The organism is Brenneria izadpanahii (assembly GCF_017569925.1).
Taxonomy (GTDB): Bacteria; Pseudomonadota; Gammaproteobacteria; order Enterobacterales; family Enterobacteriaceae; genus Brenneria; species Brenneria izadpanahii.
Window position 1 is genome coordinate 4,683,464 of the sequence record NZ_CP050854.1, and the last position, 26,469, is coordinate 4,709,932.

25 protein-coding genes are annotated in these 26,469 nt (G+C 55.1%); 5 read left to right on the top strand and 20 right to left on the bottom strand.

Features of this window, described 5'->3' with window-relative positions; translation table 11 throughout:
- Positions 1-2 precede the first annotated feature (2 nt).
- Complete coding sequence (locus HC231_RS20925; protein ID WP_208228594.1) at positions 3-695, bottom strand: ABC transporter ATP-binding protein; 693 nt, start codon at positions 693-695, stop codon at positions 3-5.
- Positions 696-1,156: 461 nt separating this feature from the next.
- Between HC231_RS20925 and HC231_RS20930 the strand changes: the two genes are divergently transcribed.
- Positions 1,157-1,549 (top strand): polymorphic toxin type 44 domain-containing protein, encoded by a 393-nt coding sequence (locus tag HC231_RS20930; RefSeq protein ID WP_208228595.1) that lies wholly within the window; start codon positions 1,157-1,159, stop codon positions 1,547-1,549.
- Positions 1,527-1,970, top strand: coding sequence for a hypothetical protein (locus HC231_RS20935; protein WP_208228596.1), 444 nt, complete (start codon positions 1,527-1,529; stop codon positions 1,968-1,970). The genes HC231_RS20930 and HC231_RS20935 overlap by 23 nt, the downstream gene beginning before the upstream one ends.
- A gap of 94 nt (positions 1,971-2,064) precedes the next feature.
- Here the strand turns inward: HC231_RS20935 and HC231_RS20940 are convergent, their stop codons facing one another.
- Genes HC231_RS20940 through HC231_RS20960 form a run of 5 tightly spaced genes read right to left on the bottom strand, consistent with a single transcriptional unit; the run spans position 2,065 to position 7,389 of the window.
- Positions 2,065-2,625: a histidine phosphatase family protein gene (locus HC231_RS20940; protein ID WP_208228597.1), complete on the bottom strand. Its 561-nt coding sequence runs from the start codon at positions 2,623-2,625 to the stop codon at positions 2,065-2,067.
- On the bottom strand, positions 2,622-3,680 hold the full coding sequence (locus tag HC231_RS20945) for an MBL fold metallo-hydrolase (protein ID WP_208228598.1): 1,059 nt from the start codon (positions 3,678-3,680) through the stop codon (positions 2,622-2,624). The genes HC231_RS20940 and HC231_RS20945 overlap by 4 nt, the downstream gene beginning before the upstream one ends.
- Complete coding sequence (locus tag HC231_RS20950) at positions 3,677-4,708, bottom strand: ABC transporter ATP-binding protein (protein ID WP_208228599.1); 1,032 nt, start codon at positions 4,706-4,708, stop codon at positions 3,677-3,679. The genes HC231_RS20945 and HC231_RS20950 overlap by 4 nt, the downstream gene beginning before the upstream one ends.
- Positions 4,696-6,408, bottom strand: a complete 1,713-nt coding sequence (locus HC231_RS20955; protein WP_208228600.1) for an ABC transporter permease — start codon at positions 6,406-6,408, stop codon at positions 4,696-4,698. Before HC231_RS20955 ends, HC231_RS20950 begins: the two co-directional genes overlap by 13 nt.
- Before the next feature lie 3 nt (positions 6,409-6,411).
- Positions 6,412-7,389 (bottom strand): ABC transporter substrate-binding protein, encoded by a 978-nt coding sequence (locus HC231_RS20960; protein WP_208228601.1) that lies wholly within the window; start codon positions 7,387-7,389, stop codon positions 6,412-6,414.
- Between the two features lie 135 nt (positions 7,390-7,524).
- Here HC231_RS20960 and HC231_RS20965 point away from each other — a divergent pair, with 135 nt between their 5' ends.
- Positions 7,525-8,295, top strand: coding sequence for a DeoR/GlpR family DNA-binding transcription regulator (locus tag HC231_RS20965; RefSeq protein WP_208228602.1), 771 nt, complete (start codon positions 7,525-7,527; stop codon positions 8,293-8,295).
- Positions 8,296-8,316: 21 nt separating this feature from the next.
- Here HC231_RS20965 and HC231_RS20970 read toward each other — a convergent pair whose 3' ends face one another.
- From HC231_RS20970 to HC231_RS20985, 4 genes are read right to left on the bottom strand one after another with little or no spacing between them, the layout of a single operon-like run.
- On the bottom strand, positions 8,317-9,390 hold the full coding sequence (locus HC231_RS20970) for an ABC transporter ATP-binding protein (protein ID WP_208228603.1): 1,074 nt from the start codon (positions 9,388-9,390) through the stop codon (positions 8,317-8,319).
- Positions 9,391-9,392: 2 nt separating this feature from the next.
- Positions 9,393-10,280 (bottom strand): carbohydrate ABC transporter permease, encoded by an 888-nt coding sequence (locus HC231_RS20975; RefSeq protein WP_208228604.1) that lies wholly within the window; start codon positions 10,278-10,280, stop codon positions 9,393-9,395.
- A complete protein-coding gene (locus tag HC231_RS20980; RefSeq protein WP_208228605.1) occupies positions 10,280-11,161 on the bottom strand; it encodes a carbohydrate ABC transporter permease in 882 nt (293 codons plus the stop codon). The genes HC231_RS20975 and HC231_RS20980 overlap by 1 nt, the downstream gene beginning before the upstream one ends.
- Before the next feature lie 5 nt (positions 11,162-11,166).
- On the bottom strand, positions 11,167-12,402 hold the full coding sequence (locus HC231_RS20985; protein WP_208228606.1) for an ABC transporter substrate-binding protein: 1,236 nt from the start codon (positions 12,400-12,402) through the stop codon (positions 11,167-11,169).
- 261 nt (positions 12,403-12,663) lie between these two features.
- Between HC231_RS20985 and HC231_RS20990 the strand changes: the two genes are divergently transcribed.
- A complete protein-coding gene (locus HC231_RS20990) occupies positions 12,664-14,859 on the top strand; it encodes a glycoside hydrolase family 3 C-terminal domain-containing protein (RefSeq protein WP_208228607.1) in 2,196 nt (731 codons plus the stop codon).
- Between the two features lie 299 nt (positions 14,860-15,158).
- On the opposite strand, the gene HC231_RS20995 is transcribed toward HC231_RS20990, so the two are convergent.
- The 3 genes from HC231_RS20995 to HC231_RS21005 all read right to left on the bottom strand — a co-directional run bounded on the left by HC231_RS20995 (position 15,159) and on the right by HC231_RS21005 (position 18,032).
- Positions 15,159-16,454, bottom strand: a complete 1,296-nt coding sequence (locus HC231_RS20995) for a glycoside hydrolase family 68 protein (RefSeq protein WP_208228608.1) — start codon at positions 16,452-16,454, stop codon at positions 15,159-15,161.
- A 284-nt stretch (positions 16,455-16,738) separates the two neighbouring features.
- Complete coding sequence (locus tag HC231_RS21000; RefSeq protein ID WP_208228609.1) at positions 16,739-17,077, bottom strand: phage holin, lambda family; 339 nt, start codon at positions 17,075-17,077, stop codon at positions 16,739-16,741.
- 256 nt (positions 17,078-17,333) lie between these two features.
- A complete protein-coding gene (locus HC231_RS21005; protein ID WP_208228610.1) occupies positions 17,334-18,032 on the bottom strand; it encodes an antitermination protein Q in 699 nt (232 codons plus the stop codon).
- A gap of 430 nt (positions 18,033-18,462) precedes the next feature.
- On the opposite strand from HC231_RS21005, the gene HC231_RS21010 reads away from it, so the two are divergent.
- Positions 18,463-19,161: a LexA family transcriptional regulator gene (locus tag HC231_RS21010; protein ID WP_208228611.1), complete on the top strand. Its 699-nt coding sequence runs from the start codon at positions 18,463-18,465 to the stop codon at positions 19,159-19,161.
- A 218-nt stretch (positions 19,162-19,379) separates the two neighbouring features.
- On the opposite strand, the gene HC231_RS21015 is transcribed toward HC231_RS21010, so the two are convergent.
- The 7 genes from HC231_RS21015 to prfC form a co-directional block, all read right to left on the bottom strand.
- On the bottom strand, positions 19,380-20,096 hold the full coding sequence (locus HC231_RS21015; RefSeq protein WP_208228612.1) for a 4'-phosphopantetheinyl transferase family protein: 717 nt from the start codon (positions 20,094-20,096) through the stop codon (positions 19,380-19,382).
- A 99-nt stretch (positions 20,097-20,195) separates the two neighbouring features.
- Positions 20,196-21,473, bottom strand: coding sequence for a NupC/NupG family nucleoside CNT transporter (locus HC231_RS21020; RefSeq protein WP_246494596.1), 1,278 nt, complete (start codon positions 21,471-21,473; stop codon positions 20,196-20,198).
- A 322-nt stretch (positions 21,474-21,795) separates the two neighbouring features.
- Positions 21,796-22,611, bottom strand: coding sequence for a TatD family hydrolase (locus HC231_RS21025; RefSeq protein WP_208228613.1), 816 nt, complete (start codon positions 22,609-22,611; stop codon positions 21,796-21,798).
- Between the two features lie 87 nt (positions 22,612-22,698).
- The gene (locus HC231_RS21030) at positions 22,699-22,887 is read right to left on the bottom strand and encodes a CsbD family protein (RefSeq protein WP_208228614.1); all 189 of its coding nucleotides are present in this window, start codon (positions 22,885-22,887) and stop codon (positions 22,699-22,701) included.
- A gap of 247 nt (positions 22,888-23,134) precedes the next feature.
- Positions 23,135-23,296: a DUF1328 family protein gene (locus HC231_RS21035; RefSeq protein ID WP_208228615.1), complete on the bottom strand. Its 162-nt coding sequence runs from the start codon at positions 23,294-23,296 to the stop codon at positions 23,135-23,137.
- 288 nt (positions 23,297-23,584) lie between these two features.
- Positions 23,585-24,199: a molecular chaperone OsmY gene (gene osmY / locus HC231_RS21040; RefSeq protein WP_208228616.1), complete on the bottom strand. Its 615-nt coding sequence runs from the start codon at positions 24,197-24,199 to the stop codon at positions 23,585-23,587.
- Positions 24,200-24,841: 642 nt separating this feature from the next.
- Positions 24,842-26,431 (bottom strand): peptide chain release factor 3, encoded by a 1,590-nt coding sequence (gene prfC, locus HC231_RS21045; protein ID WP_208228617.1) that lies wholly within the window; start codon positions 26,429-26,431, stop codon positions 24,842-24,844.
- Positions 26,432-26,469 lie beyond the last annotated feature (38 nt).

The window sequence follows — 26,469 nt, forward strand, 5'->3', positions numbered from 1 at the left end:
TGTTAGAGCATGGTGATATCGGTAATCTGACCCTGTGACATGTAGGCGACACGATGAGCCAGAGCATTTGCTTCGCCGCGATCGTGCGTGACATACACGGCGGTGGTGCCTAATTGGCGTAAAAGCGACGCCATTTCCTGACAAAGCGATTCGCGCAGATCCCGATCGAGATTGGATAACGGTTCGTCGAACAACAGGATGTGCGGCTCTGCGACAATCGCGCGCGCCAGGCCGACGCGCTGCTGCTGACCGCCGGATAAATCGGCGGACTTGCGATCGGCAAAACCGTCCAGGCCGACACGGGCCAGCACCTCGTCAACCCGCTGACGGCATTCGGCGCGCGGCACCTTACGCATCCGCAAAGGGAAGCCGACGTTTTGCGCCACGGTCATGTGCGGCCACAGCGCATAGTCTTGAAACACCATGCCAAGATTGCGTTGTTCCGGCGGCAGAGATTGCCGATGGTCGGCGACCAGACGATCGCCGAAATGGATGGAGCCGGCGTCCGGCTGCAACAAACCGGCCAATAACTTTAATAAGGTGCTTTTACCGCAGCCGGATGGCCCCAGCAGCGCCAGAGTCGTTCCTTGCGGAACGTGCAGGCAAATTGAGTTAAGCACCGTCTGACCGGCAAAGGATTTTGATAATCCTTCAATCGTAATCGCCGCGGGAGAAGAAGATTCGAGTGACGTCATCGTCCCCTCCCGTTCGGCAACGGCGGACAATGCGTACTCTGATATCGGTACATATCATGATCTGGCGGAGCGCCTGGCGTATGGCTGACAAAATGGCATAGACCGGCGCCCCGCATACGACGCAGGGAAAAAAACATTGGGGTATCCTCTTTGGGACTCTATATCGGAGTGGAAATTTTAGGCAGTAAATAAGTCGGTTTAATGACAAGCGGGAAATCCCGCCAGGCAGACGGAACCATGCGACGCTTCAACGCAGCGGCCAGCTTTTGCTGGCAATGCCGGATGGCGCAAGAGCGTCAGTGGAAAACCGGAAAATCACTATTCGTCTTGTCTGTCAGATATTTTCAGTCAGTAATAAAGTGAGAATGTTCTTAATATCCATTTTTCATCTGGTTTATTCCTTTTTCTTTGCTAAAAATGTTCGACGCACAAGGAATGCTCAGCCCTAAATGGAGAAAATAATGGCAGTTATTCCCCTTATGCCTTCAGGCGGTTTCCCCCTTCTGCATCAAAACATGAGAGAAGCCCGCAGAAATGGAATGCCGCGTGGTATGGCAACACCGCAAACGTATTACTGGTTTTACCAACGAGTTCGCAACGGCGGACCATGGGATTACAAACAGCAAGATCGCGCGTGGGCCAACTTTGGCAATTTTAATTACGGCGCTACCGGAACTGCCGCAGGGATCCCGCCCAATATATTGTTTATGGGAGCAGGCTGGGCGCAAAGCCGGGCAGGAACGTCACAACCTGCGTGGGGGCTCTGGTATCAAAAGCCGCCTTATGGCGATGACCCCCGCGATCAATTTTGGATTCAACAAGGGATAGACTATGCAAATAAGCACGGCTATTAAATGGGGCCACCGGTTGCTAACCGCCGCGCTATTGGCTACCGTCGCCGGATTCTGCGTTATTCAGTATATGTCGTCAGGTTCTTACAACGATCGGCTTTACAGTAAAACGTCGCTTACCGACAGCATCTGGCTTTATGTCACCCAATACCAGGACGCCGGTGCGACGGATTCTGATATCTATCGCTATTATCTCTACCACCGTATTGACGGTGACCCAATGGAAGCCCTAGGCAATTCGGCGCCATTTCTGACGGCGGATCGCGGCGATGCTTCTGTATCCGGTATGGGAAACCATATTACGGTCAGGCTGACAGGCAAAATCTATTCATTCAGCAATTCAGCGTTTTTCTATGATGGGAAAATAGCGGTAATGCCGACAATTGATATTGATGCAAAAGGGATAAACGCCTGGAGAGAATAGTGACCTGCCGCACAGAAGTATGAGTATGGCTGCCGCCACAGAATCCCAATATCCGATTCCAACTCTCCATCACGATAACCCGTTAAATAACGCGTTAATTAGCGGCATCCCGTTGCGCCAACGGCGCGATCGTCCAACCGCCGGGAGAACGGCCGGGCATGATCCACATCGGCGCCGCGTTGCCGATGCGCGGCCCGTAAGGCGAACCGGCGGCCAGCAGGCTAAGCACGCGAAACACGCCGGAATGGGCGACGATCAGCGGAGTGTCGTATTGTTGCAGCAGTTGATTAAGCGCGCCGGTAATGCGCGCGCAAAAATCGGCCCAGGACTCGCCGCCGGGCGGCGTCTGTTCATAAGGCGGCTGTTCCGCGTAGGGCCGGAGTTCCAGATCGCCCCAATCCCGTTCGCGCAGATCGGGAACGATCAGTTTGGGTAATCCGGGCACCGCCAGCGCCGCCGTTTGCCGGGCGCGCAGCTTATCGCTGACGGCGATACAGCTCCAGGCATGATTCGCCAAGAGAGGCGCCGCGTCCCGCGCCTGCTGTTCGCCGTTTTCCGTCAGCGGCACATCGGTGCGCCCGCCGATAAGCCGATCGCGGTTAAGCGGCGTTTCGCCGTGGCGCAGAAAGACAAAAGGTTTGCAGATTAGATTCATCGTTCCATCCTGATAACCGGGCGATCCATAATGTCGCATTCCAACGCCCGCCGCCAATCCGCCGTGGCGCCAATAGGCGTGAATAACGGCGCCAGACGGCGGCATTCCAGCATTGCGACCAGTTTTTGCAGGCATTGCCGCGTGGGATGGACATTCCAACGGCAGAAATCGATCTCGCCCGCCTGCCGCTGCCGCTGGGCATGCCGATTGAGGTGGCCGGTGAACAGCACGCGGTGGCCGAAACCGGGCCGGGCGCGCAGTTCGCCGACAGCGCCGCTCTGTCCATCCGGATCGCCCGCCAGCAGTACCGGCATTGCCGGTGAGAAAACCGGCAATGTCTGAGCCAGCCTTTTCAGTTCGTCCTGTACGCCGGGTTGCAGGCTCCCGTCGTCAAACTCCGCCATCCGTTCCAGCATCGCCCGGCAAGGCTCATCCAGCGTGAAGCCGGCGGCATTCCGGCGCGCCAGCAGCAAAGCCATTTCCACCGCCCGGCCGGAAGGCGGCACCGGACACAGCGTAGGCTGAACCAGCCGCGCCAGTATCGTCTCCCGCTGCCGGTTCTGGGCGGCGTCATACAAACCATAGGAAGCATCCACCAGCGCCGTCTGCGCCGCAGGGGGGCGATCAAAACGGAACAGCGCGGATTCCAGGCTGACGTCGCCGCTGTAAAACAGCCCGCCCGCCAAATCCAGATGAAACCAAACCCCGCCGTAGGCATGGCCGCAGCTGCCGGTGGTGACGGTCAACGATCCAAGATGAAATCGCCCGCGCACCGGGATCGGCCGCACATTCGTGCCTGCAGGCAGCGACCGGGCCGTAATCTCGGTGCAGTATACTGGCGTCTGCGGCGGCAAACGCGTCAGGCCGCCGATGTGATCCTCATGATCGTGACTCAGCAAGATCGCATCCAGATCGCCGGGGAGCGGCCAAAGTTCGGCGTCCGGCTCCAGCGCGCCGCCCGCATCAAGCAAAATGCGCTGCGACGGCGTGGTCACCAGTATGGCCGCCGGCGCCTTGCCGTGCAGACCGCTGAGAATATTGATACTGACGCTCATGCCGCCTCCAGCCGCCAGCCCTGGTGCAAACGCACCGCGACCGGCTGCCGCTCATCCACCGGGGAATGGTGGTAAGCGGTGAGCGGCTGACCGTCGGCCAGCCGCAGTTGCAGCAAATAACGCTCTCCCTGATAGATACAGCTCTCCACCTGCGCGGCGGCGCCGCTGGCGGCGATTTCCACATGTTCGGGACGAATCAGAATCGGCCGGCCCAGACCAGCCGCAGAGACGCGTTCCAGCCCGTTATGCAGTTGAGCGCCGTCCAACCGGGCCGCATTATCGGCCACCGGCAGCGTTAATATGCTGCCCTTGCCGATAAAACGCGCGACCCAGGCATTCTGCGGATATTGATACAACTGCTGCGGGGAACCCCACTGCATCAGTTCGCCCTGATGCATCACCGCAATATGGCTGGCCAGCGCCATCGCCTCCGCCTGATCGTGGGTGACGTAAACAAAAGTTGCGCCGGTACGCCGGTGAAAATCGCGGAAGGTCTGTTCCATGGTGGCGCGTAAGTGCCGGTCCAGGTTGGCTAACGGTTCATCCAACAGCATCACCTGCGGTTCCGACACCAGGCAGCGCGCCAGCGCGACGCGCTGCCGCTGTCCGCCGCTGAGATCCTGCGGGGAGCGATCGGCGCAGGCGGCGAGTTCAACCGCATCCAGCGCTTCCATCACGCGTTTTTGCCGGGCGGCGCCATTCACCTTTTTCAGCTTCAATGGATAACCCACATTCTCCGCCACCGTCATATGCGGCCACAGCGCATAGGATTGGAACACCATCCCCATGTTGCGCTCTTCGGGGGGAAGATGCAGCCGTTGGTCGGCCAGCGTTTTATCGCCCAGCGATAGCCGTCCCTGGCTTAGCTGCTCCAGCCCGGCCATGATGCGCAAGGTGGTGGTTTTACCGCAGCCGCTGGGACCAAGCAACGCGGTAAAGGCGCCTGCGGGAATGGTTAAGCTCAGATCGCGCACCACGGTCTGCTCGCCGAACTTTTTACTGACCTGTTCCAGTTTCAGCTCTGCCATGGGATAACTCCTTTGGGAAGATAGCGGCCTAGACCGCTTAGCAACAACATAACCAGCGCCACCAGCGCCACCACCATCACTGAAACGGCGGAGGCCAGCACCTTGTTGCCGCTTTCATCCAGATTGAAAATGACGACGCCGAGCGTTTCGCTGCCGGCGCTCCACAGCAGGGCCGAGACGGTCAATTCGTTGACCGCGGTCAGAAACACCAGCAGCGCGCCGGCGAAGGCCGCCGGCGCCAGCAGCGGCAGGACGATATGGCGCAGCCGCTGCGAAAAACCGGCTCCCGCCAGGCTGGCCGCCTCTTCCATCGCCGGATCCAGTTGCAGCATACCGCTGTGAACCGGCTTGAGGCACACCGTGAGAAAGCGCGCCAAATACGCCAGAAAAATGATCGTCAGCGTGCCGTACAGCGTGATATTCACGATGGGGAGCGGCCGGGCGAACAGCAGAATAAACGCAATCGCCAGCACCACGCCGGGCAAGGTATAGGGAATATCGATCGCGTTATGCAGCCAGCGCAGCGGCCGGCTGGGGTAACGCACCAGCAGATAGGCGAGCGGCAGGCTCAAGATCATCAGCACCCCGGCGGCTGAAACTGACAACAGCAAACTGTTGGTCAGCGCGCGCCAGGTGGCGCTCTGCCCTTCCAGCATGGTGCCGTAAGCGGCGAAGGTCAGCGTCTCGCCGTTCAGCGGCACGCCCAGAGTCGGCACCAGCGAGGTGGCGATTAACGCCAGCAGGGGCGCGGCCAGGATCATAAACAGCACGCTGCCCAGTATCAGCTCCGTCGGCCAACGCCAGGCGCCGAGCCGAAACGCCAGCGCGTGGCCGGCCATGCCGATAAGCGGCAATGCATGCCGCCGCTGCAATCGCCCCTGCAATATGACGATGCCGACCGCTAACACCCCCATCAGTACCGACAGCGCCGCGACCTGATTGATCATGGAAGGGCCGAAGCCAGCCATCGTCTGGTAGATCTGCGTTGGCAGCACAAAGTAGGAAATGGGAATGCCCAGCATGGCGGGAATACCGAAGTTGCCCAGCGCCGAGACGAAGGCGATGGCGCCGCCCGCCCACAGCGAAGTACGGCACAGCGGCAGGACGATATCGCAAAACACCCGCCACAAAGAAGCGCCGTTCAGCCGCGCGGCTTCGATTTGCTCTTTGGGCAGGCAGAGCAACTGGGTGCGCAGCGCCAGAAACACCAGCGGCGCATGCTGGATGCCCAGCAACAGGGCGATGCCTTCAGCGGAATAAAGCGGATTGGGACTGCCGAAAGTGGGCGCCATGCCCAAGCTGTTCAGCAAAATGCTGCTGGGGCCGAACAGTTGCAGCCAGCTCAGCGCCGTGACCTGCGGCGGGATCATCATCGGCAGCATAAACAGAAAGATCCAAATCTGCTTGGCGCGAATATCGGTCAGCGCCAGACAGAAGGCAAAAAGGCAGCCTAACAACAGAGAGAGCAACGTCCCCACGCCGCTGGTATATAAACTGTTGTACAGCGCGACCCAGGTGGATTGGCTGGACAGCACCCGCCACAGGCTGCTGTTCCCTCCCTGGTGCCAGTCGAACAGCGCCGAGATCAACAAACGCATGCTGGGCAGCAGGCTAAGCAGCGTAACCAGGCCGAGCAACAGCCAGAGCAACCCCCTGGGAGGGTTGCCGCTGGAAGGATAACGCATTGTAACGCCACTCATCGCTTAGTGGCTTCCGAACAGTTGGCTAAAGCGTTGTTTGTTCTGCTCGGCTTCGGCCAATGCTTTACCGGCGTCAAACGCCATCAGCTTGATTTGATCGCGCGGCGGGAAACCTTCCGGTACGGGCAGATCGGCGCGCGCCGGCAGATAGCCCTGCTTCAGCACCAGTTGCTGTCCCTGCTCCGACAGCACGAAATCGATAAAGGCTTTGGCGGCGTCGGGGCTTTTGGCTTTCTTCAGCATTGCGACCGGCTCGGTCACGATGCTTACGCCCTCCTGCGGAAACAGAAACTCAATCGGCGCGCCTTTGGCCTTTTCCCGGATCGCCATGAAGTCCACCAGTACGCCGTAGGCTTTGCCGCCGGATGAAATAGCGCTCAGCACCGCGCCATTACCGCCCTGGGGCATGGCGCCGTTCTCTTTCAGCTTCTGGTAATAGTCCCAGCCAAGCTGCGGATTATTCGTCAGCGTCGCCAGATGAATAAGCGCGGCGCCGGAATAGAGCGGACTGGGCATGGTGGTCATGTTTTTCAGTTCGGGCTTGAGCAGATCCTGCCATGAAGCGGGTTTCACCGGCGCCTGACGATGATAGGCGATCCCGGTGGTGATCAGTTTGGTGCCGTAATAATAGCCCTCCGCATCATAGAGCGAGGGGTCGTAGCGGGTCGCTTCCGGCGATTTGTACGGCGCCAGCAGATCCTGTTGTCTGAGCGACTCCATCGTCACGCTGTCGGAGATCAACAGCACGTCCGGGGCCGCGCCGCCGGCGGCCAGCTCGGCCTGCAGGCGCGCGGTGAGTTTGGTGGTTCCATCGCGGATCCAGTTCACTTTGATGTCGGGATGCGCCTGCTCAAAAGCGTTGACGGTCATCTGGGCATCTTCATTAGGCTGGCTGGTGTAAAGCATTAGTGTGGTTTCCGCTATCGCGGACGAGCTAAGCGTCGCCAGCGGCAAAGCGGCAAAGATTATTTTTTTATACATATTGACTATCCCCTGGTTTTCGTTGTGATGATTAAAACAGGGAAATCTGACAAAAATATGACCAGCTAATTTCGTAGTAATAGCTTAATACTTTCGATGTAGTATTCCGCAGGGTATCAGTACAGGGAGAGAGAAATGACACCGGAAGCACGCCGCCGCGCAATCGCCATGATGGTGACCGAACAGGGAGCGCAAAGTATCGAGCAATTGGCCGAGCATTTCGGCGTGTCGCTGCAAACCGTGCGCAGCGATGTACGGGAACTGACCGAGCAGGGTCTGTTGCTGCGCCGGCACGGTCTGGTGGCGCCTTTCGCGCGGGAGAATATCGGCTATCAGCAACGGGAAATCGTCAATGTCGAGGGCAAACGCTGGATTGGAGAACGCGTCGCCGCGCTGCTTGGCGAATATCCAAGCTGTTTCCTGGGGACGGGCACCACCGTTGAGATGGCGGCTCGCGCCCTGCCCCCCGATACCCGATTGACCATATTCACCAATAACCTGCATGCGGCGCAATCGCTCAGCCAACTGCCCTACTGTGAACTAACCGTAGCCGGCGGACGGATGCGAAAACGGGATCTGGATATCATCGGCGGCGATGCGTTGGCGTTTTTCAGCCGCTATCGGGTGGCGATAGGCGTGGTGTCGGTAGGGGGAATCGGGGAAGCGGGAGAGCTCTACGATTTCAACGATGACGAAGTGATGGCGCGCCATGCGCTGCTGGCCGGCGCCGCGCTGAAGGTGCTGGTGGCGGACAGCACCAAGTTTGGCCGTTCGGCCCTTTGTCAAAACGGCACCATGGCCGATTTTCACTACGTGGTCAGCGATCGACCGCCCTCCAGACAGCAGCGGGAAATTTTGCAGAACGCGCCGACGCGCTGGCTGTGCCGGGAAAAAATTGAGGCATGACGGGGTTTCGGCGCGAAAAAACTACAGACGCCGCCCGGTGCTCTTATCGAAAACGGCGACGCCCCGCGATTCAAACCATAAGGTAATAACCTCATCCGGCTGCGCCTCATGGCTGCGGAATGCCAGCGTGAAATCCTCGCCCCGGCACCACGCCAGCGTGTCCGCCCCCATGGGTTCAATCAGTTCGACGGTCAGATTCGGCAAACAGCCGTCCGTACCCGGCTTTGACAAAAGCATCTCCGGGCGGATCCCCAATACCAGCGGCTGACTCTCTTGCGGCATCTGCTGGAAGGGATAATTTTCGAGCGAAACCAACCGGGAGCCGCAGGCAAACGCGGGACGGCCGTCGCTCAGGGTAAAGCGGCCCGACAGGAAATTCATCTTCGGCGATCCGACGAATCCGGCGACGAACAGGTTCGCCGGACGGTGATATATTTCAGCCGGCGTGCCGATTTGTTGAATAACCTGCTCTTTCATTACCGCGATACGATCGGCCAGCGTCAACGCTTCTATCTGATCGTGGGTGACATAAATCATCGTCGTTCCCAGCTGTTTATGCAGCCGTTTGATTTCCAGCCGCAGCTCATTACGCAACTGGGCGTCAAGGTTGGAGAGCGGCTCGTCGAACAGGTAGACATTGGCGTGGCGGACCAGCGCCCGGCCGATCGCCACGCGCTGGCGTTGCCCGCCGGAAAGCTGCTCCGGCCGGCGATCGAGCAGATCGGTAATTTGCAATGTTGCGGCGGCTTCGGCCACCCGCGCCGCGATCTCCTTGCGCGCCACCTTCGCCAGCTCCAGACCGAGCGACATGTTCTGTCTGACGGTCATGCGCGGATAAAGCGCGTAAGACTGAAACACCATGGCGATGTTGCGATCGCGCGGCTCTTCCCAGGTGACATTGCGATCGCCAATCCACACCTCGCCGGACTTAACATCGGTCAGGCCGGCGGTGGCGTTAAGCAACGTAGACTTACCGCACCCGGAAGGGCCGAGCAGCACCAGGAATTCGCCGTCGTTAATCTCCAGGCTCAGATCGCGGATGATATCCTGAGAACCATAGGTGACCGTAAGATTTCTGAAAGAAAGCGATGCCATGTTTATCCTTTTACCGAGCCGGATGCGATGCCGCGAACCAACCAACGGCCGCAAACCAGATAGAGAACCAATGGCACCAGCGCGGTTAATAGCGTGGCCGCCATATTCACGTTGTACGCCTGCCCGCCTTCCGCGCTATTGACGATGTTATTAAGCTGCACGGTCATGGGGTAGTTGTCGCGCCCGGCGAATGTTAAGCCAAACAAAAAGTCATTCCAGATCCCGGTCGCCTGCAGCAGCGTCGCCACCACCAGCATAGGCGCCGACATGGGTAGAATAATCCGCCGGTAGATGGTCACGATGCCCCCGCCGTCAACCCGTGCGGCATTAAACAGCTCCACCGGCAGTGAAGCATAAAAGTTACGGAATAGAAGCGTGACGATGGGTAAGCCAAAGATGACATGCACGATCACGACGCTGGCGAGCGAGTTGTAAATGCCGCTGTAGGAAAAGACCCTGACCAGCGGATATAAAAACACCTGATAAGGGATAAAGGCGCCGGCGAGCAGCACCGCGAAAAAAAGCTCCGACCAGCGATAGCGCCAGAAGGTCAGCGTATAGCCGATCCAGGAACCCGCCAGCACCGAGAAGAATACCGATGGCGCCAGTATTTTTATCGAATTGATAAAACCGCCCTGTATGCCGTTGCAGGTCAAACCGGTACAGGCGCTCGACCAGGCGGCGCGCCAGGCGTCGAAAGAGGGCTGTAACGGCGGTATCAGCAGGCTGCCGGGCCTGATTTCATCCAGCGGTTTCAGCGAGGTGTTGATCATCACCAATACCGGCAACAGAAAAAACAGCGCGGAAACCGCTAAAAACAGATAGATGCCGATGCGCGCCGTGGAACGCTTTTTCGGCCGGCCGGCGTAAACAGGGAGGCGAACAGTCATTATCGTTTTCTTTTGAAGGCGCGCAGATAGATCCACGGCGAGAGAACCACGATCGCCATAATCAGCAGCATGGTGGCGGCGGCCATGGCTCTGCCGACATTGGCGCGCTCGAACAGATTATCCATAATAAAGGTCGCCGGCACATCGGTGGCGCCGCCCGGTCCGCCGTGGGTCATGGTTACCACCAGGTCATACAATTTAAACGTCGCGACCACCAGCAAAATCAGCGCGGTCGCCACCATCGGCTGGATCAGCGGCAGCACGATCCGGGTGTAATAACGCCATTTGGGTATGCCGTCGACCCGCGCCGCCTTCCACAAATCCTCATTGATCCCGCGGATACCCGCCAGAAGTATCACCATCACCAACCCGGCGGATTGCCATACGCCGGCAAAGGCGATGGCGTAGATGGCCCAGTCAGACTGCACCAGCCAGTCAAAGCGAAAATCGCTAAATCCCCAATCGCGGACAATCTGTTGAATACCGAAATCCGGGTTAAACAGCCATTGCCATATCACGCCGGTCACCACGAACGACAAGGCGTGCGGCAGTAGAAAAATGGCGCGCAGCGCGCTCTCTCCGCGCACCTGTTGATCGATAAATACCGCCAGTAAAAATCCCAGCGCCAGACAGCCGATAATGTATACGGCGCCAAACATCGTCAGGTGGATAACCGATTGATAGAACTGATCGTTGGCGAACAGACGCCGGTATTGCAGCAGGCCGACGAAATCATCCGTCGGCAGCAGCCGCGAATTGGTCATCGACAGGCGCACGGTCCAGAGTATCGAGCCGATATAAGCGACAAGCACCACGATGAGCATCGGCGACAACGCCAATACCAGGGAAAACTGCTTACGCCATGTCCGCCGCCGATCCATATTGCTTACTCTTCCTGAGCGATAATATCGGCAAAGCGCGCGATAAAGCGCTCGCTATCAATATTTCGATTCCAGAAACGGCTGACGTTGTCCTGTAATTCGCCCAACGTCTGCGGCGACAGCAATACCGGTACGCCGCCCAGCAGATTCCCCGGTTTTTGCAGTACGGCATGCGCCTTTTGCGCACAGATATCCAGCGATGATACATCGGCATCGGCGCGCGGCGGCAATGAGCCTTTTTGCGCGGCGAACGCGACCTGATTAACCGGATCGAAAGCCACATTAATCAAACGCTGCTGGGCCGCCTGTTGCGCTTTATCGGCGGTGCGGGGAAAGACGAAAACATCGCCGCTGAAAATGAACTCCGGGCCAAGCAGGTTGCATTCAAAATCTTTACCCACCTGTTTGCCGGCGGCGAAAAATTCCCCTTTGGCGAAGTCGGCCATAATCTCCATCGCGGCCTTTTTATGGATAATCAGGGCGGTGGTATCGCTCCAGCTGCGGCCGGGGCTTCCGGCATCCACCAATTCATGCAGGGAATCAAATAGCGTCACCACGTCCGCGAACGCTTCGCCTTTTATGGCATCAATATCATGTTCTATATATATTTTCCGATAAAGATCTCCGCCGCCATAACTCGATAGCACGGCATTAAATAAATTCTGCTCATATATTGGCACGCCTGCGACAGCTAAAGGAATAACGCCGCGTTTTTTAAATTCCCGGCCGACCTCAACCAATTCAGACCAATTTTTTGGTATGCTCAGCCCGGCTTCCTGAAATAATTCATTATTGGTCCACAGCCAATTCTGGCCGTGTAGCCCCACGGGAACGGCATAAATATTATCATCGCGGCTAATTGACTGATAAACCGGTTCATAAAGCACTTTCTTCCAGTATTCTTTATCCACAACGCTCTGCAAATCCGTCAGGAGATCGGCTTCGATTAAATCATCGAATCGGCGTCCGATGGAAAATTGCATCGCCATCGGCGGATTGCCGCCCACGATGCGATTAATCCCCAGCGTGCGGGCATTGCTGCCGCCGGCGATGGCGGTATCGACCCAATGCCCCCCGGCACGGTTATATGCTTCCGCATAGACGCGCACCGCGGCGGATTCGCTGGAGGAGGTCCATCCATGAATGACTTCCTCATTCGATTGCGCGGAAACGCCGCGAGCGGCCAATAAAAAGGATACGGCCAATATGCATAAAAGCGACTTATTTATTTCATTTATCATTATATTAAGTTTCTATGAATTAAGTTAATCCTCTGGAGTCGCAATCCTAACATAGGGGTTAGAAATTAAAATTCATATTTGGCATTAGGTTATATAATATAAGCAATAAGAAACCCGCTATAACCGACAAAAAATAATGATACATTGAAAATTGTAGTTTTCATTTCAATACAATCTATTGATTGCCATAATTAACATGCGATCGTTAATTTTTATTTATATTTGATTTTCGGATAAAAATATTTTCTGCGGATAAACACGATGACCAACCCCACCTCGTTTGGCGAAATAAATAACGCTTCTCCGTCACCGCTGCCGGCGTATAAGAATCCCGCACTGCCGGTGGAACAGCGGGTACGGGATCTGCTGGCCCGGATGACGCCGGAAGAGAAAGCGACGCTGCTCAGCGGCAGCGGCTGGATGGAGAGCGCCGCCATTCAGCGTCTGGATATTCCCGCCATCAAGATGGTCGACGGGCCGGTGGGCATCCGAGCCTGGACGGGCAGCTCGGCGGAAACCAATAATCCCGATGCCGGCGCCGTCAAGATCTTATCGACCGCCTTCCCGGCCGGGATAGCGCTGGCCGCGACCTGGAATACCTCTCTGGCGGAACGGCAGGGACAGGCCATCGCCCAGCAGGTAAAAGCGCTCGGACGCAACATGCTGCTGGCGCCGACGGTCAATATCAGCCGTCTGCCCCTGTGGGGGCGTAACTTTGAAAGCTATGGCGAAGACCCCTATTTGACCAGCCGGCTGGGAGTGGCCTATATCCGCGGCGTTCAGGACGAAGGCGTGATCGCCTCGGTCAAACATCTGGCGGTCAACAATCAGGAGTTTCAGCGCCGTCGCGTCAATGTCACGGTGGACGAGCGCGCGCTGCATGAGATCTATCTGCCCGCCTTCAAAGCCGCCGTTCAGGAGGCCGGCGTATGGAGCGTGATGTCGGCCTATAACAAGGTCAATGGCGCGCATGCTTCCGAAAACAAACCCTTGCTGCACGCTATTTTACGACAGCGGTGGGGATTCCGGGGATTCGTCATTTCCGATTGGGGCAGCACTTACTCCACGCTGGCGCCGCTGAATGCGGGCCTTGATTTGGAAATGCCCGGCGGCGGCGCGCGGCAAAAGTTTCTCGATAGCCCGCGTGCCGAAGCCGAATATGCCAAAGGCGGCTGGCTCACGGCCGAGCGGGTGCTGGCGGAGATTGACGCGGGAAGGCTATCCCAGGATCGGGTGGACGAGCATGCCGGCAATATCTTGAGAGCGATATTCTTAAGCGGACTGTTTGATCATCCGCCCGCCGGCGGCGGTGAGTTGGATACGCCGGCTCAACAGGCGCTGGCGCGTCAAATCGCGACCGAAAGCATAGTATTGCTGAAAAATGAACGGGGAATATTGCCGCTGGATCCGGCTCGCATCAAAACGATTGCCGTCATTGGGCCCAACGCCGGCGTAGCTCGTGCCGGAGGCGGCGGCAGTTCGCTGGTGAAACCGAAAACGGCGATCGCGCCGCTTGATGCCATCCGGCGACGCGCCGGCGCGGAGATCAAGGTAGATTATGCGCTGGGCGCGTCCATGGCGGGAGAGGATCCGCGTGAAGATAACTCGCCGGCCAGAGCGCGGCAGTTGCAGCAAGCGACGGATCTGGCCGCGAATGCTGACGTGGCGATTGTGGTGGTTGGCCGCTATCCCAAACTTGAAGGGGAAGGCTTTGACATCAACGCGATGGATCTGCCCTCAGGTCAGGAAGCGCTGATTCAGGCGGTCGCCAGCGTCAACCCGAATACCATTGTGGTGCTGAATACCGGCAGCCCGGTGACGGTGAGCCGGTGGCTGCCGAATATATCCGGCCTGGTGAATATGTGGTACGGCGGACAGGCGGGCGGCGAGGCATTGGCTTCGATTCTGTTCGGCGATGCCAATCCGTCGGGAAAGTTACCGCTGACCTTTCCCATAAGCTGGGAGGACTCGCCGGCCTATGGCAATTATCCCGGCGAGAATCTACAGGTGAACTATGCGGAAGGGATTTATGTCGGCTACCGCTATTTCGATAAAAATAACCTGCAACCACAGTTTCCTTTCGGCTTCGGCCTTTCCTATACCACCTTCGAGTACGGCCAATTAGCCGTAACATCCGTCAATAAAGGAGAGCAGATCGCCGACGTCACGTTACAGATCCGCAATACTGGCTCGCGCGCCGGAGCGGAAGTCGTCCAACTCTATGTGCATGATAGCCATTCCCGCATCGAACGGCCGCTGCGCGAATTAAAAGGGTTCAGTCGTGTTGAATTACAGCCGGGGGAAGCGAAAACGGTTAGTTTTGCACTTGATTTGAGCGCGCTGGCCTATTACAGCGCCGAGCAGGCGGAATGGGTGGCGGAACCAGGGAAATTTATATTGCAGATAGGTTCCTCGTCGCGGGATATCAGGCTTGAGGCCGCGCTGGAACTGAAATGATGATAGGGGGGAATAGATAGGATAATCGATGGGAAAAGGAGCCGCCGCAGCGGCTCCGGGGTTGATGACAAAACACAGTTCGAAACGTCGCCATTACGACCCCCTCCCAACCTCCCCCTTGTCAGGGGGAGGAGTTCAACCACGTAAACGCGGAATTTGCTCCCCCTTGTCAGGGGGAGGAGCTCAACCACGAAGACGCGGAATTTACTCCCTCCCCTGAGAAGGGGAGGGCTGGGGTGGGGTTAGAACCAGAAGGTTTGTCATCGGTTTGAGAGCCGCCGCAGCGGCTCCGGGGAAGGTTATTTCACCTCAACGTCAATCATCGGGGGGATATAACCATAGTCAAACTCTTCCACTACGAAGGTTTGCTCGCCTTTCAGCTTGATTTTCACCGTCGGGGCTTCGGTGCCGCCGATACGGTAGGCATCATCATCTTCATCCTCACCCGTTGGTACGGAATCGATGAAGGAAGTTACCAGGCCGTTAGGCATAACGTAGTGGGAGTAAGTCTGGAAAGGCTGGGAAGATGGGTTGCCCAGCACCAAACCAGAACCATTCAACGGCACATAAGGCCCGAACAGCTCTTCGCTGACAAAACCGTACACGCCGTCAGGCCCGGTCAGACCATCGCCATAGGTATATTTGTGGCTGATGGTGAACAGGTAGTATTTTCCATCCTGGAAAACAAAGTGCGGGCGCTCCGTCTGATCGTTAACGCCAACCGCGGTAACCAGCGGAGGCAGCATTTCCCAATCGTCGCCATCCTCATCACGGCATACCGCGATACCGATGCAGCCGGTCTGATAACGGGAATTGCCGACATCTTCATAGCCCGGAGGCACATCCCCAATCTCATCGGGACCGACGACATGGGAACCGCGTTCACCGGCAACGTTGCCTTCAAACAGCATATACAGCTTGCCGCTTTTCGGATCGCGGAACGGGCAAGGATCGCGGAAGCCCCAGTAAGGGTTCTGGCTTTCGGTCTGATACATTTTGCCATCCGCTTCAAACAGGCTTTTAACCTTATTGAAGCCGACCATTTCCACCGCATTTTCCGTGGTCACCACGCGACCGCGCACTTTGACGATGGTCGCGCCCGGCGTCACCGCGGTGTAATACAGATCGATTTCACCGTTGTCGTTCAACAGAATCGGCGTACCCGCCCATTCACGCGTTGTCGGCGATACCCCATCGGCCATCACGCGGCCGCCCATGATCCAGTCTTTACCGGTGCGCGAGTACCAGAAGTACATTTTTGCCCGGCCGTGACGGTCGTTCCAGTCGCTGGTGATATCGTAATTCCCGTCTTCATCCAGGTACTGCGGATCGGTTGGGTTACGGGAAGCCGTCAGCGTGAAGATAACCGACCAGCCGTTAACCGAGGCGATATTGCCGTCAAGATCGCGCAGCGGCATGGTATCCCAGATAAACACCTCATCGCTCATTACCGGGAAATCTCCGCTGACCAGCGGTTGGGTGGTGGTCGGATCGTCTTCCGTGACTTTCAGCGCATCAGCCCGCGACCAAATAGAGGGCTTAAACGGTTTCGTACTTTTAAGGGAGGATTTTTTCTCTTGATTAAATGTATTCATAATATTTCTCTCTTTATAAAAAAATAAAAGCAGCCCAGAACATTAAAATTAATTTTCTGGCGACTGCTTTCTTTAGATCGGATGATTTTTACATAATGATTAGGCGCAAAAACGCCCTTCCGTTGATATAACAGAAAAGATTCATTATGGGATTCAACAAAAAAATGACTTTATTTCAAACAGGTTGTTATCAGATAAACAATTTCTTACACCTCCTTTATAAAAACAGATAAAACATCGCTATAAGAAAATAACTCATCATGTAGCGCCATTACCTGATGAGTTTATTTCTTGTTTTTTTTATCGCTTTCAAAACGGTCATTTAAAAATTGCAATATCCCGCGGCGAATATGCTCGACGCCGATAAAGCCGATCATGCCGCCCAGTGCCGGCGTTAACGTTTTAGGCAGCGAGAAATACTCCAGCGACGAAACCGCCGTCAGCGTCAACGCCCCGCACAGCGCGCCTTCCAGCAGCATACGCTGCCAGCCTCCGCCGGTATAGGCAACGCGAAGTATCGCAATAAAAATGGATAGCAACACACCCCCAGTAGGGACATCACCGTGCCACCAGGCATGTATTAACTCGTAAACATCGGCCCAACTGAAGATATTGATTTGCATATTTACCCTTTTGAAAAAAATTGATTAAGCCAATAAGAATTCTCTTATATAAACCGTCAACAATAAATTAAGACATAAAAAAAGCCCCGGTTTTATCCGGGGCTTAAATAAAAAAAGCCTGCAAAAAGCAGGCTTTAAAAGTGTTTTATTTTCCGATGAGCTAATCGCTACATCTCCATCATGGAAATTAATTTAACCAATTTTGGACAAGAGTGCAAGCCTTAAATTTAAAAAAGTGGATTTTATTTTTTGGACTTTATTGTTGCGGCGCTGTAACCATGGAAAATAATTTTTCTGCTGCCGTAGATTCCTGATAACACTGGGCAACCAGGGAATCATAAAACACTTTCCAATTCCGTGACCACGTGCGTTGGGTTAAATCTGGCACTACGGTTTTAATGACTTTATATACGCTAGCCGATTTGACCGGCTTCATTCCGGAGCCGCCGCAGCGGGGACAGACCTTCTCGATGGTTTTACCCGCGGCGCGGGACGCATCCTGATCGATCACTTTCCCCCGGCCTTTGCACCGGCAGCGGTTCAGCGGGTCGTCCGCGGTCCTGCCGTACTCTTCCACCGCCATCTTCGCCATCAGCACGATGCACTGCGCCATCTGCCGTCCGGCGGCCTTCCCCACCAGCTTTGGCGCCTGCTTCATGGCGAAACGGGCTATGCCTTCTATCGCTTTGCTTTTTTCATCAGGATCTTTGTTGTATTTGGTCAGAATAAGGCTAAGCCCCAGCGCTTCATGCGATTGGACAACGCCCAGCGCCAGCAGAATATCGCTATAGCCGTCCCGCGAACCGCGTGGGGACGCGCCGCCTTTTTTAGCCTGGCCGCTCGGCCTGTTGCTGCTTTGCGGCCGGTAAACATACGAAGGTGAAACATCCCGACACGCAAATATTGACGAGGCTGATCTGGGCCCGCACAGGCTAAGCGCGTGTTCAATCTTCATCGTAAAACCTCCGCATAACAAACTGAAACGCCATATCGCTCAAACGCGCTAAACCGCGTCGATAAACCGGGTGCTGATGACCGTGACGACCGCCGCACTGACGCGCTCAGATGATACTTCCCCTCTTCCCGCCATAACGGCCAAGGGGGAAGAATTTCTGTTTGTGGCCGGTTCGAAGAGGCGGCCCTTACTCGAAACGGACGTATTTTCGGCTTACGTTCCATAGAGTCTTTCCTTTAAATCTAACGGTTAAATCATGCCGAACAGCCGCATTCAGCGGCCATTCCGTCTGGGTGCGCCGTTGCGCGCCCAGTCAATAATCCAGTCATTTTCTTGTTGATTTTATCATCCTTAAAGCAGACTATAGACAACGTAGATCAACAATACAATGAATAAATCCACACCATGTTTATTTCTTAAGTTGGTGCAAATGACAGAGCTAACCGAACGCCTGCGCTATCTGATGCGCGAAGAGGGAATGAAACAAAAGGATTTAGCTGAAATTGTGGGCACATCACCTCAAACCGTGAACAATTGGTTAAAACGAGGAACGCTGAGCCGTGAGTCAGCTCAGGCCATTAATGAGAAAACCGGTTATTCACTGGACTGGTTGCTCAATGGCAATGGTCACCCGAAACCGGAGAGCAGTAATTTCAAGTCATCCCGCCTGCATGTTACCGAGTGGGAAGGCATTAATAATGATGATGACGAATTTGTGGAGGTTCCATTGTTAGGCGTCAGGCTATCCGCCGGAGGAGGAGCGTATGATATCGACGAGGATGAAGTGTATGCGCTCCCCTTTCGTACTCATACCTTAAGGCGGCTTGGTATCCGGGTGGAAGATACCCGCGTGGTTACCGTAATGGGCGATAGTATGGAGCCCAAGCTATCGGACGGAGACAAGGTTGCCGTCAACCTGTCCGACAGACAAATCCGCGACGGTAAAATGTACGCCATCCGCATGGGGGAGCTACAACGCGTAAAGGCGCTGATCAAACGTCCCGACGGCAGTATCATCGTGCGCTCTTACAACCCGCTTTACGAAGACGAAATTGTCACCAAAGAGCAGATCATCAACGGCGAGCTGGTCGTCATTGGACGCGTGTGGTGGGTTTCCGCGCTGGTGTAAATAACCGAAGATCCGGGCCTTACCGATCCCTCAACCGCGATTTCCGCGCGCAAGCGATAGCGGCAAAGCGGCGGCCGGCCTTATCGCTAAAAGCGTGGTTCTGGCCCACCGGCGCGCGGCTACCCGTCAATTTCTACGCGGCGGGAAGCGGCAATCTGGACGCCGTTTGCGCGCGAACAGGCCCGTGGCGCGTGCGTGCCGCCGTTAACCGGCCCCGCTCAGCAGCAGAGGAAAGTCGTGATATCGTCGGCCCTTTTCAGGTAACTTCCTTTGAAGCGGCGTCCGGCACGAAATTCCGGCGTCAAATCGTTCAGTAACTTCAGTTCAAAACTCTGCCTGGCGCTATCCAACGCGACCATTCTTGCATCAAGAAAATCGAAATAGCGTTTAACCCGTGGATACAGCGCCTTAAACAGACTCTCTTTGGCGGAAAAGTTTAACGTCAGTAAACAACGAAACTCGTCATTCTGCGCGCCGAGCCAGTGGTATTCGTCTTCATCTACCAGACCGGGCCAGAGCGATTCGGCGCGTTTCGCAGACATAAAATTCTCGATGTCGACGCCAACGCAGGCAAACGCGCTACTGTGGATATGTGCGGCGCACAGCACGCTGCCGTCGCTATGGCTTAGGGAGCCGGAAACGTTTTTAGGCCACTGCGGCGAGCGATCCTCCGCGCTGTTGAGGACGAAGTTCTCATATCCGAGCTTACTCAGCACCTGTTTGGCCAGACAGCGGCCGGCCAGAAACTCAGCCCGGCGCTTCGGCACAGAGCGCTCAAGCGCATCATTGAATGGGATCTCGGCCTCGGCAAACAGCCTGTCGGAATAGGCGGCCAAATGGAAACGGCTGCGGGCGCTAAAGCCGGGGTAAACGGCGCCATCCTTGGTCTGTGGGAAGGTTATCCACTCAACTTCATCAATAAAAGCAGCAAGCATGTCACTTTACTCTTGAAGGATAAATATAAGGCAATTCAGCTCCTCAACCTTCAATGAACAACGGGCGTCTCCCGCCCATTACCACGCGATCCAGAGCCGCTAAAGCGCTAAAAAGAATCCGGCGATGCTGGCGCTCATCAGGTTGGAAAGCGTTCCCGCCGTTACTGCTTTCAAACCGAGCCTGGCGATATCTTGACGCCGGTTCGGCGCCATACTGCCCAGTCCTCCAATAAGAATAGCTATCGATGACAGGTTAGCAAATCCGCAGAGCGCGAATGAAATAATCGCTTTGGTATGGTCGGACAATACCTGTAATCCCGCGGCGGCCACCACATCGTCGGCTTTCAGGTACTCGCTGAAATTCATGTAGGCGACAAACTCATTGACGATCAGCTTTTGACCAATAAACGAGCCGGCAATCGTCGCTTCATCCCAGGGCACGCCAATTAAAAACGCCACGGGCGAGAATAGCCAGCCTAAAATCAGCTCCATCGACAACTGCGGATAGTTGAACCAGCCGCCCACGCCGCCGAGGATCCCGTTAAGCAAGGCAATCAGCGCGATAAACGCCAACAGCATGGCCCCCACGTTCAACGCCAGTTGCATCCCGGAAGCCGCGCCGCTCGCCGCCGCGTCAATAACGTTGGCGGGGCGATCGTCTTCATCGATAAACCCGGCTATTTCCTCACGATCGTGCGTATTTTCCGTCTCGGGGATCAGCAGCTTGGCAAACAACAGTCCGCCGGGCGCCGCCATAAAGGAAGCGGCGATCAGGTATTCCAGCGGCACGCCCATCTGCGCATAGCCCGCCATAACAGAGCCAGCGATGGAGGCCAAACCGCCGCACATCACGGCGAATAGCTCCGACTGCGTCATATTGGCGATATAGGGGCGAACCACCAGCGGCGCTTCTGTCTGCCCCACGAAAATATTCGCGGTGGCGGACAGCGATTCCGTGCGCGATGTGCCCAGAATCTTCTGTAATCCGCCGCCCAGCAAGCGAATCACCCATTGCATAACGCCCATGTAATAGAGCACGGCGATCAGCGATGAGAAGAAAACGATAATCGGCAGTACGCGCAGCGCGAAAACAAAGCCTCCGCCGCCGAAGACTTCAAACATTTGCTCGGAAACCAGACCGCCGAACATAAAAGAGATGCCCTGATTACCATAGGAAATAACGTTAGCCACCCCTTCCGTCATGGCCCCCAAAATCCGGCGTCCCAACGGGACATACAACACCAGAGCGCCGATGCCGATCTGGATCAGAAAAGCGCCCAGCACCGTACGGCGCTTGATGGCTCTACGATTGCTGGAAAGCAGAGCGGCAAACAAGACGAGCGCGGCCATGCCGATGAGACTCATGATGAGTTGCATGTGAAGTTCCCTTAGTTCGAGCCAATTACAATTAGCAATAAAATCATTTTATAACAATCAGTTGTTATAAAAACAGGCGCCGAGCCTCCGGCAAGGCCGGTGAGGTCAGTCGGGCCGATTATAGAGATACCCCCAGGGTAGGAACCAACTTATGTCACAAATATATACAACATCAAACAACTGAAAATACGCAATAGTGATCAACATCACATATTTACCGCCATTATATGAAATAGCGATGGCTATTTTGGCGTTACATCGGTCAAAACAGCCAGGAAATCACATCTGCGGTCTTCAGATGTTATGCAAATGTTCCGCTCGGTTATGACCATCCGAACAGACGGAGAGTGTTGCGGTAGATGGCGCCGGCAATATCGTCGGCAGATTCGGGCCGCAGTTGGCAAAGCGACTGAAAAACCGCGGCGATCCGCTCAGGGCGATTGGGCTCCCCCTGATAGCCGCTGACCGGCATGTCCGGCGCGTCCGTCTCCAGCAGCAGGCGGTCGAGAGGCAAGCGGGCGATCGCCTGGCGCGTCTTGTTCGCCCGGGGATAGGTAATGGTTCCGCCAACGCCAATGTAATAGCCCAGCCGGATAAAAGCCTGCGCCTGTTCCAGACTTCCGGCAAACCCGTGGATCACGCCGGTACGCGGCACATCGATTCGGCGCAATAGCTGCGCAAGCCGATCATGGCTACGGCGTGAATGCAGAATGACGGGAAGATCGTGCTGCCGGGCCAGCTTAAGCTGAGCCTCAAGCAGTGCGCATTGCCGCGCTAACTGCGGCGTTTGCATATAGAAATCCAGCCCTATCTCTCCCACCGCCGCCAGCTTTGCCGGATGCTGATGCAGACGATCTTGCAGTAATTCCAGATCGGCGTCACGGTGGCGGGAAATATAGAGCGGATGTAGCCCAAGGGCGGCATAAAGGGAAGGATGGTGATGGGATAAAGCGAGCACGCGTTCGAAATAACGGGATTCAACCGCCGGAATGACAATACGCTCAACGCCAGCCGTTGCGGCCAACCGCAAACTTTCCGATACGTTCTCGCTGAACGGCGGGAAATCAAAATGGCAGTGCGTATCAATAAATGTCCGGGTAATGCTGCTCCCGGCAAGCCCGCTTGCAATGGTCGTCATCTTGACCGGTATAATAGATTTATTGAATAAAACAGCCCCTGGCGCCAGTAAACCGGCAACAGAAACGCATATCGTCAAGTTTTAATCTCAGTGCAAGATCGTTTTCTCTGCAGAGGCCTTTTCGTACTCTTTGCCGTAGTCTTCCTGCAGCACGCCGGACAAATAGCCGTTGTTTCCTTCCAGCCATGCGCAGTCACTATCAAACCATTCGGCCCACATCGCCCAGAAATTCCCTTTCAACTGCTTCCATTTACCGACAACAATATCGCTATTCATCACACACACCTCCCGCTCCAAAAATACCTAATAGATTTCAAGGTGTAGCCAATCAGCAACGAAACTCCCCCCTGACGGCTGGTCCGCAAAGCGACCAGCGTGAGGCCGGGAGATGAATCAAAGCGTTCAACAAGCCAACACCGCTGCAACTTGAAAGATGAAAGGTATAATCACAGTGTGCTGGTTAAATATGACAGCCAAATGGCATTGCTGTCCATCATTCATTTTCTTTGATTTATCCGTTTATCTAAAGCCGTTTACGGCCGGTAAACAAACTCACCAGGAACAGAATGATGCCAACGACAAAAACGATTTTAGCCGCCCCAGTCGCTGCGCCGGCCAGTCCGCCAAAACCCAGAACGGCGGCGATCAGCGCGATAATTAAAAAGATAATTCCCCAACGAAACATATGCTCTCCTTACCAGAAATTAAAAAAATCATGGTGGTTTCCTGATGCCGGGAATAAACCCGGCTGCGTATTCCGGTGGGATACAGCATTTTTCAGGCGTGGGACAGGTTGTTCACCCAGGTGAACAACCTCAAACCTTTAACAAAACAGCTTGCTTAACACTGAATCCTAATCCGTCATTCCTGCGTAGGCAGGAGTCTTTCTGATATCAACGCATGACCTGAAAGCAGATCCCCGCCTGCGCGGGGATGCCGATGGAAGAGAACGTTTATCAGTAGTTTCAGGCTGTTATGATTTGATTGTCAGATCGTTTTTAACGCTTTTGACGCCGTTAACCGCTTTGGCGACGCTCTCAGCGCGCGCGGACTGCGCCTGGTTATCAACTTCACCGGTCAGTTGTACGATCCCCTCATGGGTTTCTACTTTGACCTTACGTGAAGGAACGATGTCATCCGCCAGCAATTTCGCCTTAATCGAGCTGGTCACCAGGGTGTCATCGGCATAAGAGCCGACTGACTGCGTGCTATCGTCTTTGACCTGCAGCTTGTCGCTGACAGACTTCACGCCTTCGGTTTTACTCGCTACCTGCACCGCGTGGGCGGCCACGTCCTGACTACTGACGAACCCGCTCAGGGTCACTACCCCGCTGGTGGTGGCGACGGAGATATCGCCGCTCTCGATAGCTTTATCTTCCAACAGCGCGCTTTTCACTTTTGCCGTGGTGGCGCTATCGCTCATGTAGCCTGAAGCTTTATTGACGGAGCTATCGACTTTCTCACCAGTAGTATCTGCGATGCTTTGTACTTTCCGTCCCAGCGTACCTTCGGCCAGGGCGTTGCCGCCGGCCAGAATGGAACCCAGAACAACCGCGAGCAGAGATTGAGTCAGTTTGGTCTTTGTCATCGATTTCTTCCTTTTCTATTTTTATATGCCCGGAGAAACAACCGCACCGGGCGAATTAACGCAGATGATTACGAATGAAACTCCAGTGATTCATCGTATTTCTTACTCAATACATTCATTCACTAACGTCATACAAATCAGCGAACTATCTTAAAAATTGGTAAAACAACAATACAATGAACCATCTGTAATCGCGTTAATAGTTAAACAAACCAAAAATGATTAACACATTGTTAACTATAGACCACTGAGTCGAAAATCATAGGAAGATAAAGAGAAAAGAGCCGGAACCGCTGATAATTAAGATTTGTCTGTGGCTTGCTTTTCAGGCGGAACACGTTGTCGGAATGAGTGTAATTAATTGATAAATAAACAAAAATAAAAAAAGACGCCCGGCGCAGCCACAGTTTTCCCATAACGGCGCCGGTGTTTTTCTTTCAATAAAAAGATGTGACTGCCGACAAAGCTCGGAACATTGCCTTAATGCCCGCCTCCCGGCCGCCGGCAAAATCCGCCATGAGTCCCGGCATTTGGGTGTAAGCGACAGCTTGTCGGGGAGAAGAACTAATGCATTGAAAAATAAGGGGATTCCCCCTCCCCTGCGAAGGGGAGGATTATCATCAAACGCAAAAATCGGCTTAATTAATGCTCGCGTGTTTGATGAAACGCCACGTCCGGGTAACGCTCCCGCGTTAGGTTCAAATTGACCATCGTCGGGGCGATATAGGCCAGATTATCGCCGCCGTCCAACGCCAGATGCTGCTCGTTCTTGCGTTTGAAATCCTCAAATTTTTTCACGTCGCTGCCTTCAACCCAGCGCGCGGTAGAGACGTTGACGGACTCATAGACGGCTTCCACGTTGTACTCGGTCTTCAGACGGGCGACCACCACATCAAACTGCAACACCCCCACGGCGCCAACGATAAGATCGTTATTGGTCAACGGGCGGAATACCTGTACCGCGCCCTCTTCGGATAGCTGCACCAACCCTTTCAGCAATTGTTTCTGCTTCAACGGATCGCGCAGACGGATGCGGCGGAACAGTTCCGGCGCAAAGTTAGGAATACCGGTGAATTTCATATCTTCACCCTGAGTAAAGGTATCCCCGATCTGAATAGTCCCGTGGTTATGCAACCCGATGATATCGCCGGGATAGGCCTCTTCGACATGTGAACGGTCGCCGGCCATAAAGGTCAGGGCATCGGAAATCACCACGTCTTTGCCGGTTCGCACCTGACGTAATTTCATTCCTTTCTCGTATTTACCGGACACCACGCGCATAAACGCTACGCGGTCGCGGTGTTTCGGGTCCATATTGGCCTGAATTTTAAACACAAAACCGGTGAACTTCTCTTCAGACGCCGTCACTTCGCGGATATCGGTTTTACGCGGCATCGGCGTCGGCGCCCAGGCGACCAGACCGTCCAGCATGTGGTCGACGCCAAAGTTACCCAGCGCGGTCCCAAAAAAGACCGGCGTCAAATCGCCCGAGAGGAAGGCGTCCAGTTCGAACTCGTGCGACGCCCCTTTCACCAGCTCCAGCTCTTCACGCAGTTGCAGCGCCAGTTCTTCGCCAATCGCGGTATCCAGATCCGGATTATTCAGCCCTTTTACGATACGCACTTCCTGGATCGTGTGGCCCTTACCCGTCTGGTAAAGATAGGTTTCATCCTTATAAAGGTGATAAACGCCTTTGAACAACTTGCCGCAGCCGATTGGCCAGGTGATCGGCGCACAGGCGATGTTTAATTCGTTTTCCACTTCATCCAGCAACTCCATCGGATCGCGGATGTCACGGTCAAGTTTGTTCATGAAAGTCAGGATCGGCGTATCGCGCAGACGGGTCACGTCCATCAGTTTGCGGGTACGATCTTCGACCCCTTTCGCCGCATCAATCACCATCAGGCAGCAGTCCACGGCGGTCAGCGTGCGGTAAGTATCCTCGGAGAAGTCTTCGTGCCCAGGGGTGTCCAGCAGGTTTATCAGACAATCATGATAGGGAAACTGCATCACGGACGTGGTGATGGAAATACCACGCTGTTTTTCCATCTCCATCCAGTCGGATTTGGCATGCTGATTCGAACCGCGGCCTTTTACCGTACCGGCCGTCTGGATCGCCTGTCCGAACAGTAATACCTTTTCAGTAATGGTGGTTTTACCGGCATCGGGGTGAGATATAATGGCGAAAGTTCTTCTTTTCGAGACTTCGCGGGCGTATTCACTTGGAGACATGATTTTCAGGCTTCTTCTGTTAGCCACCCGGCGTCAGC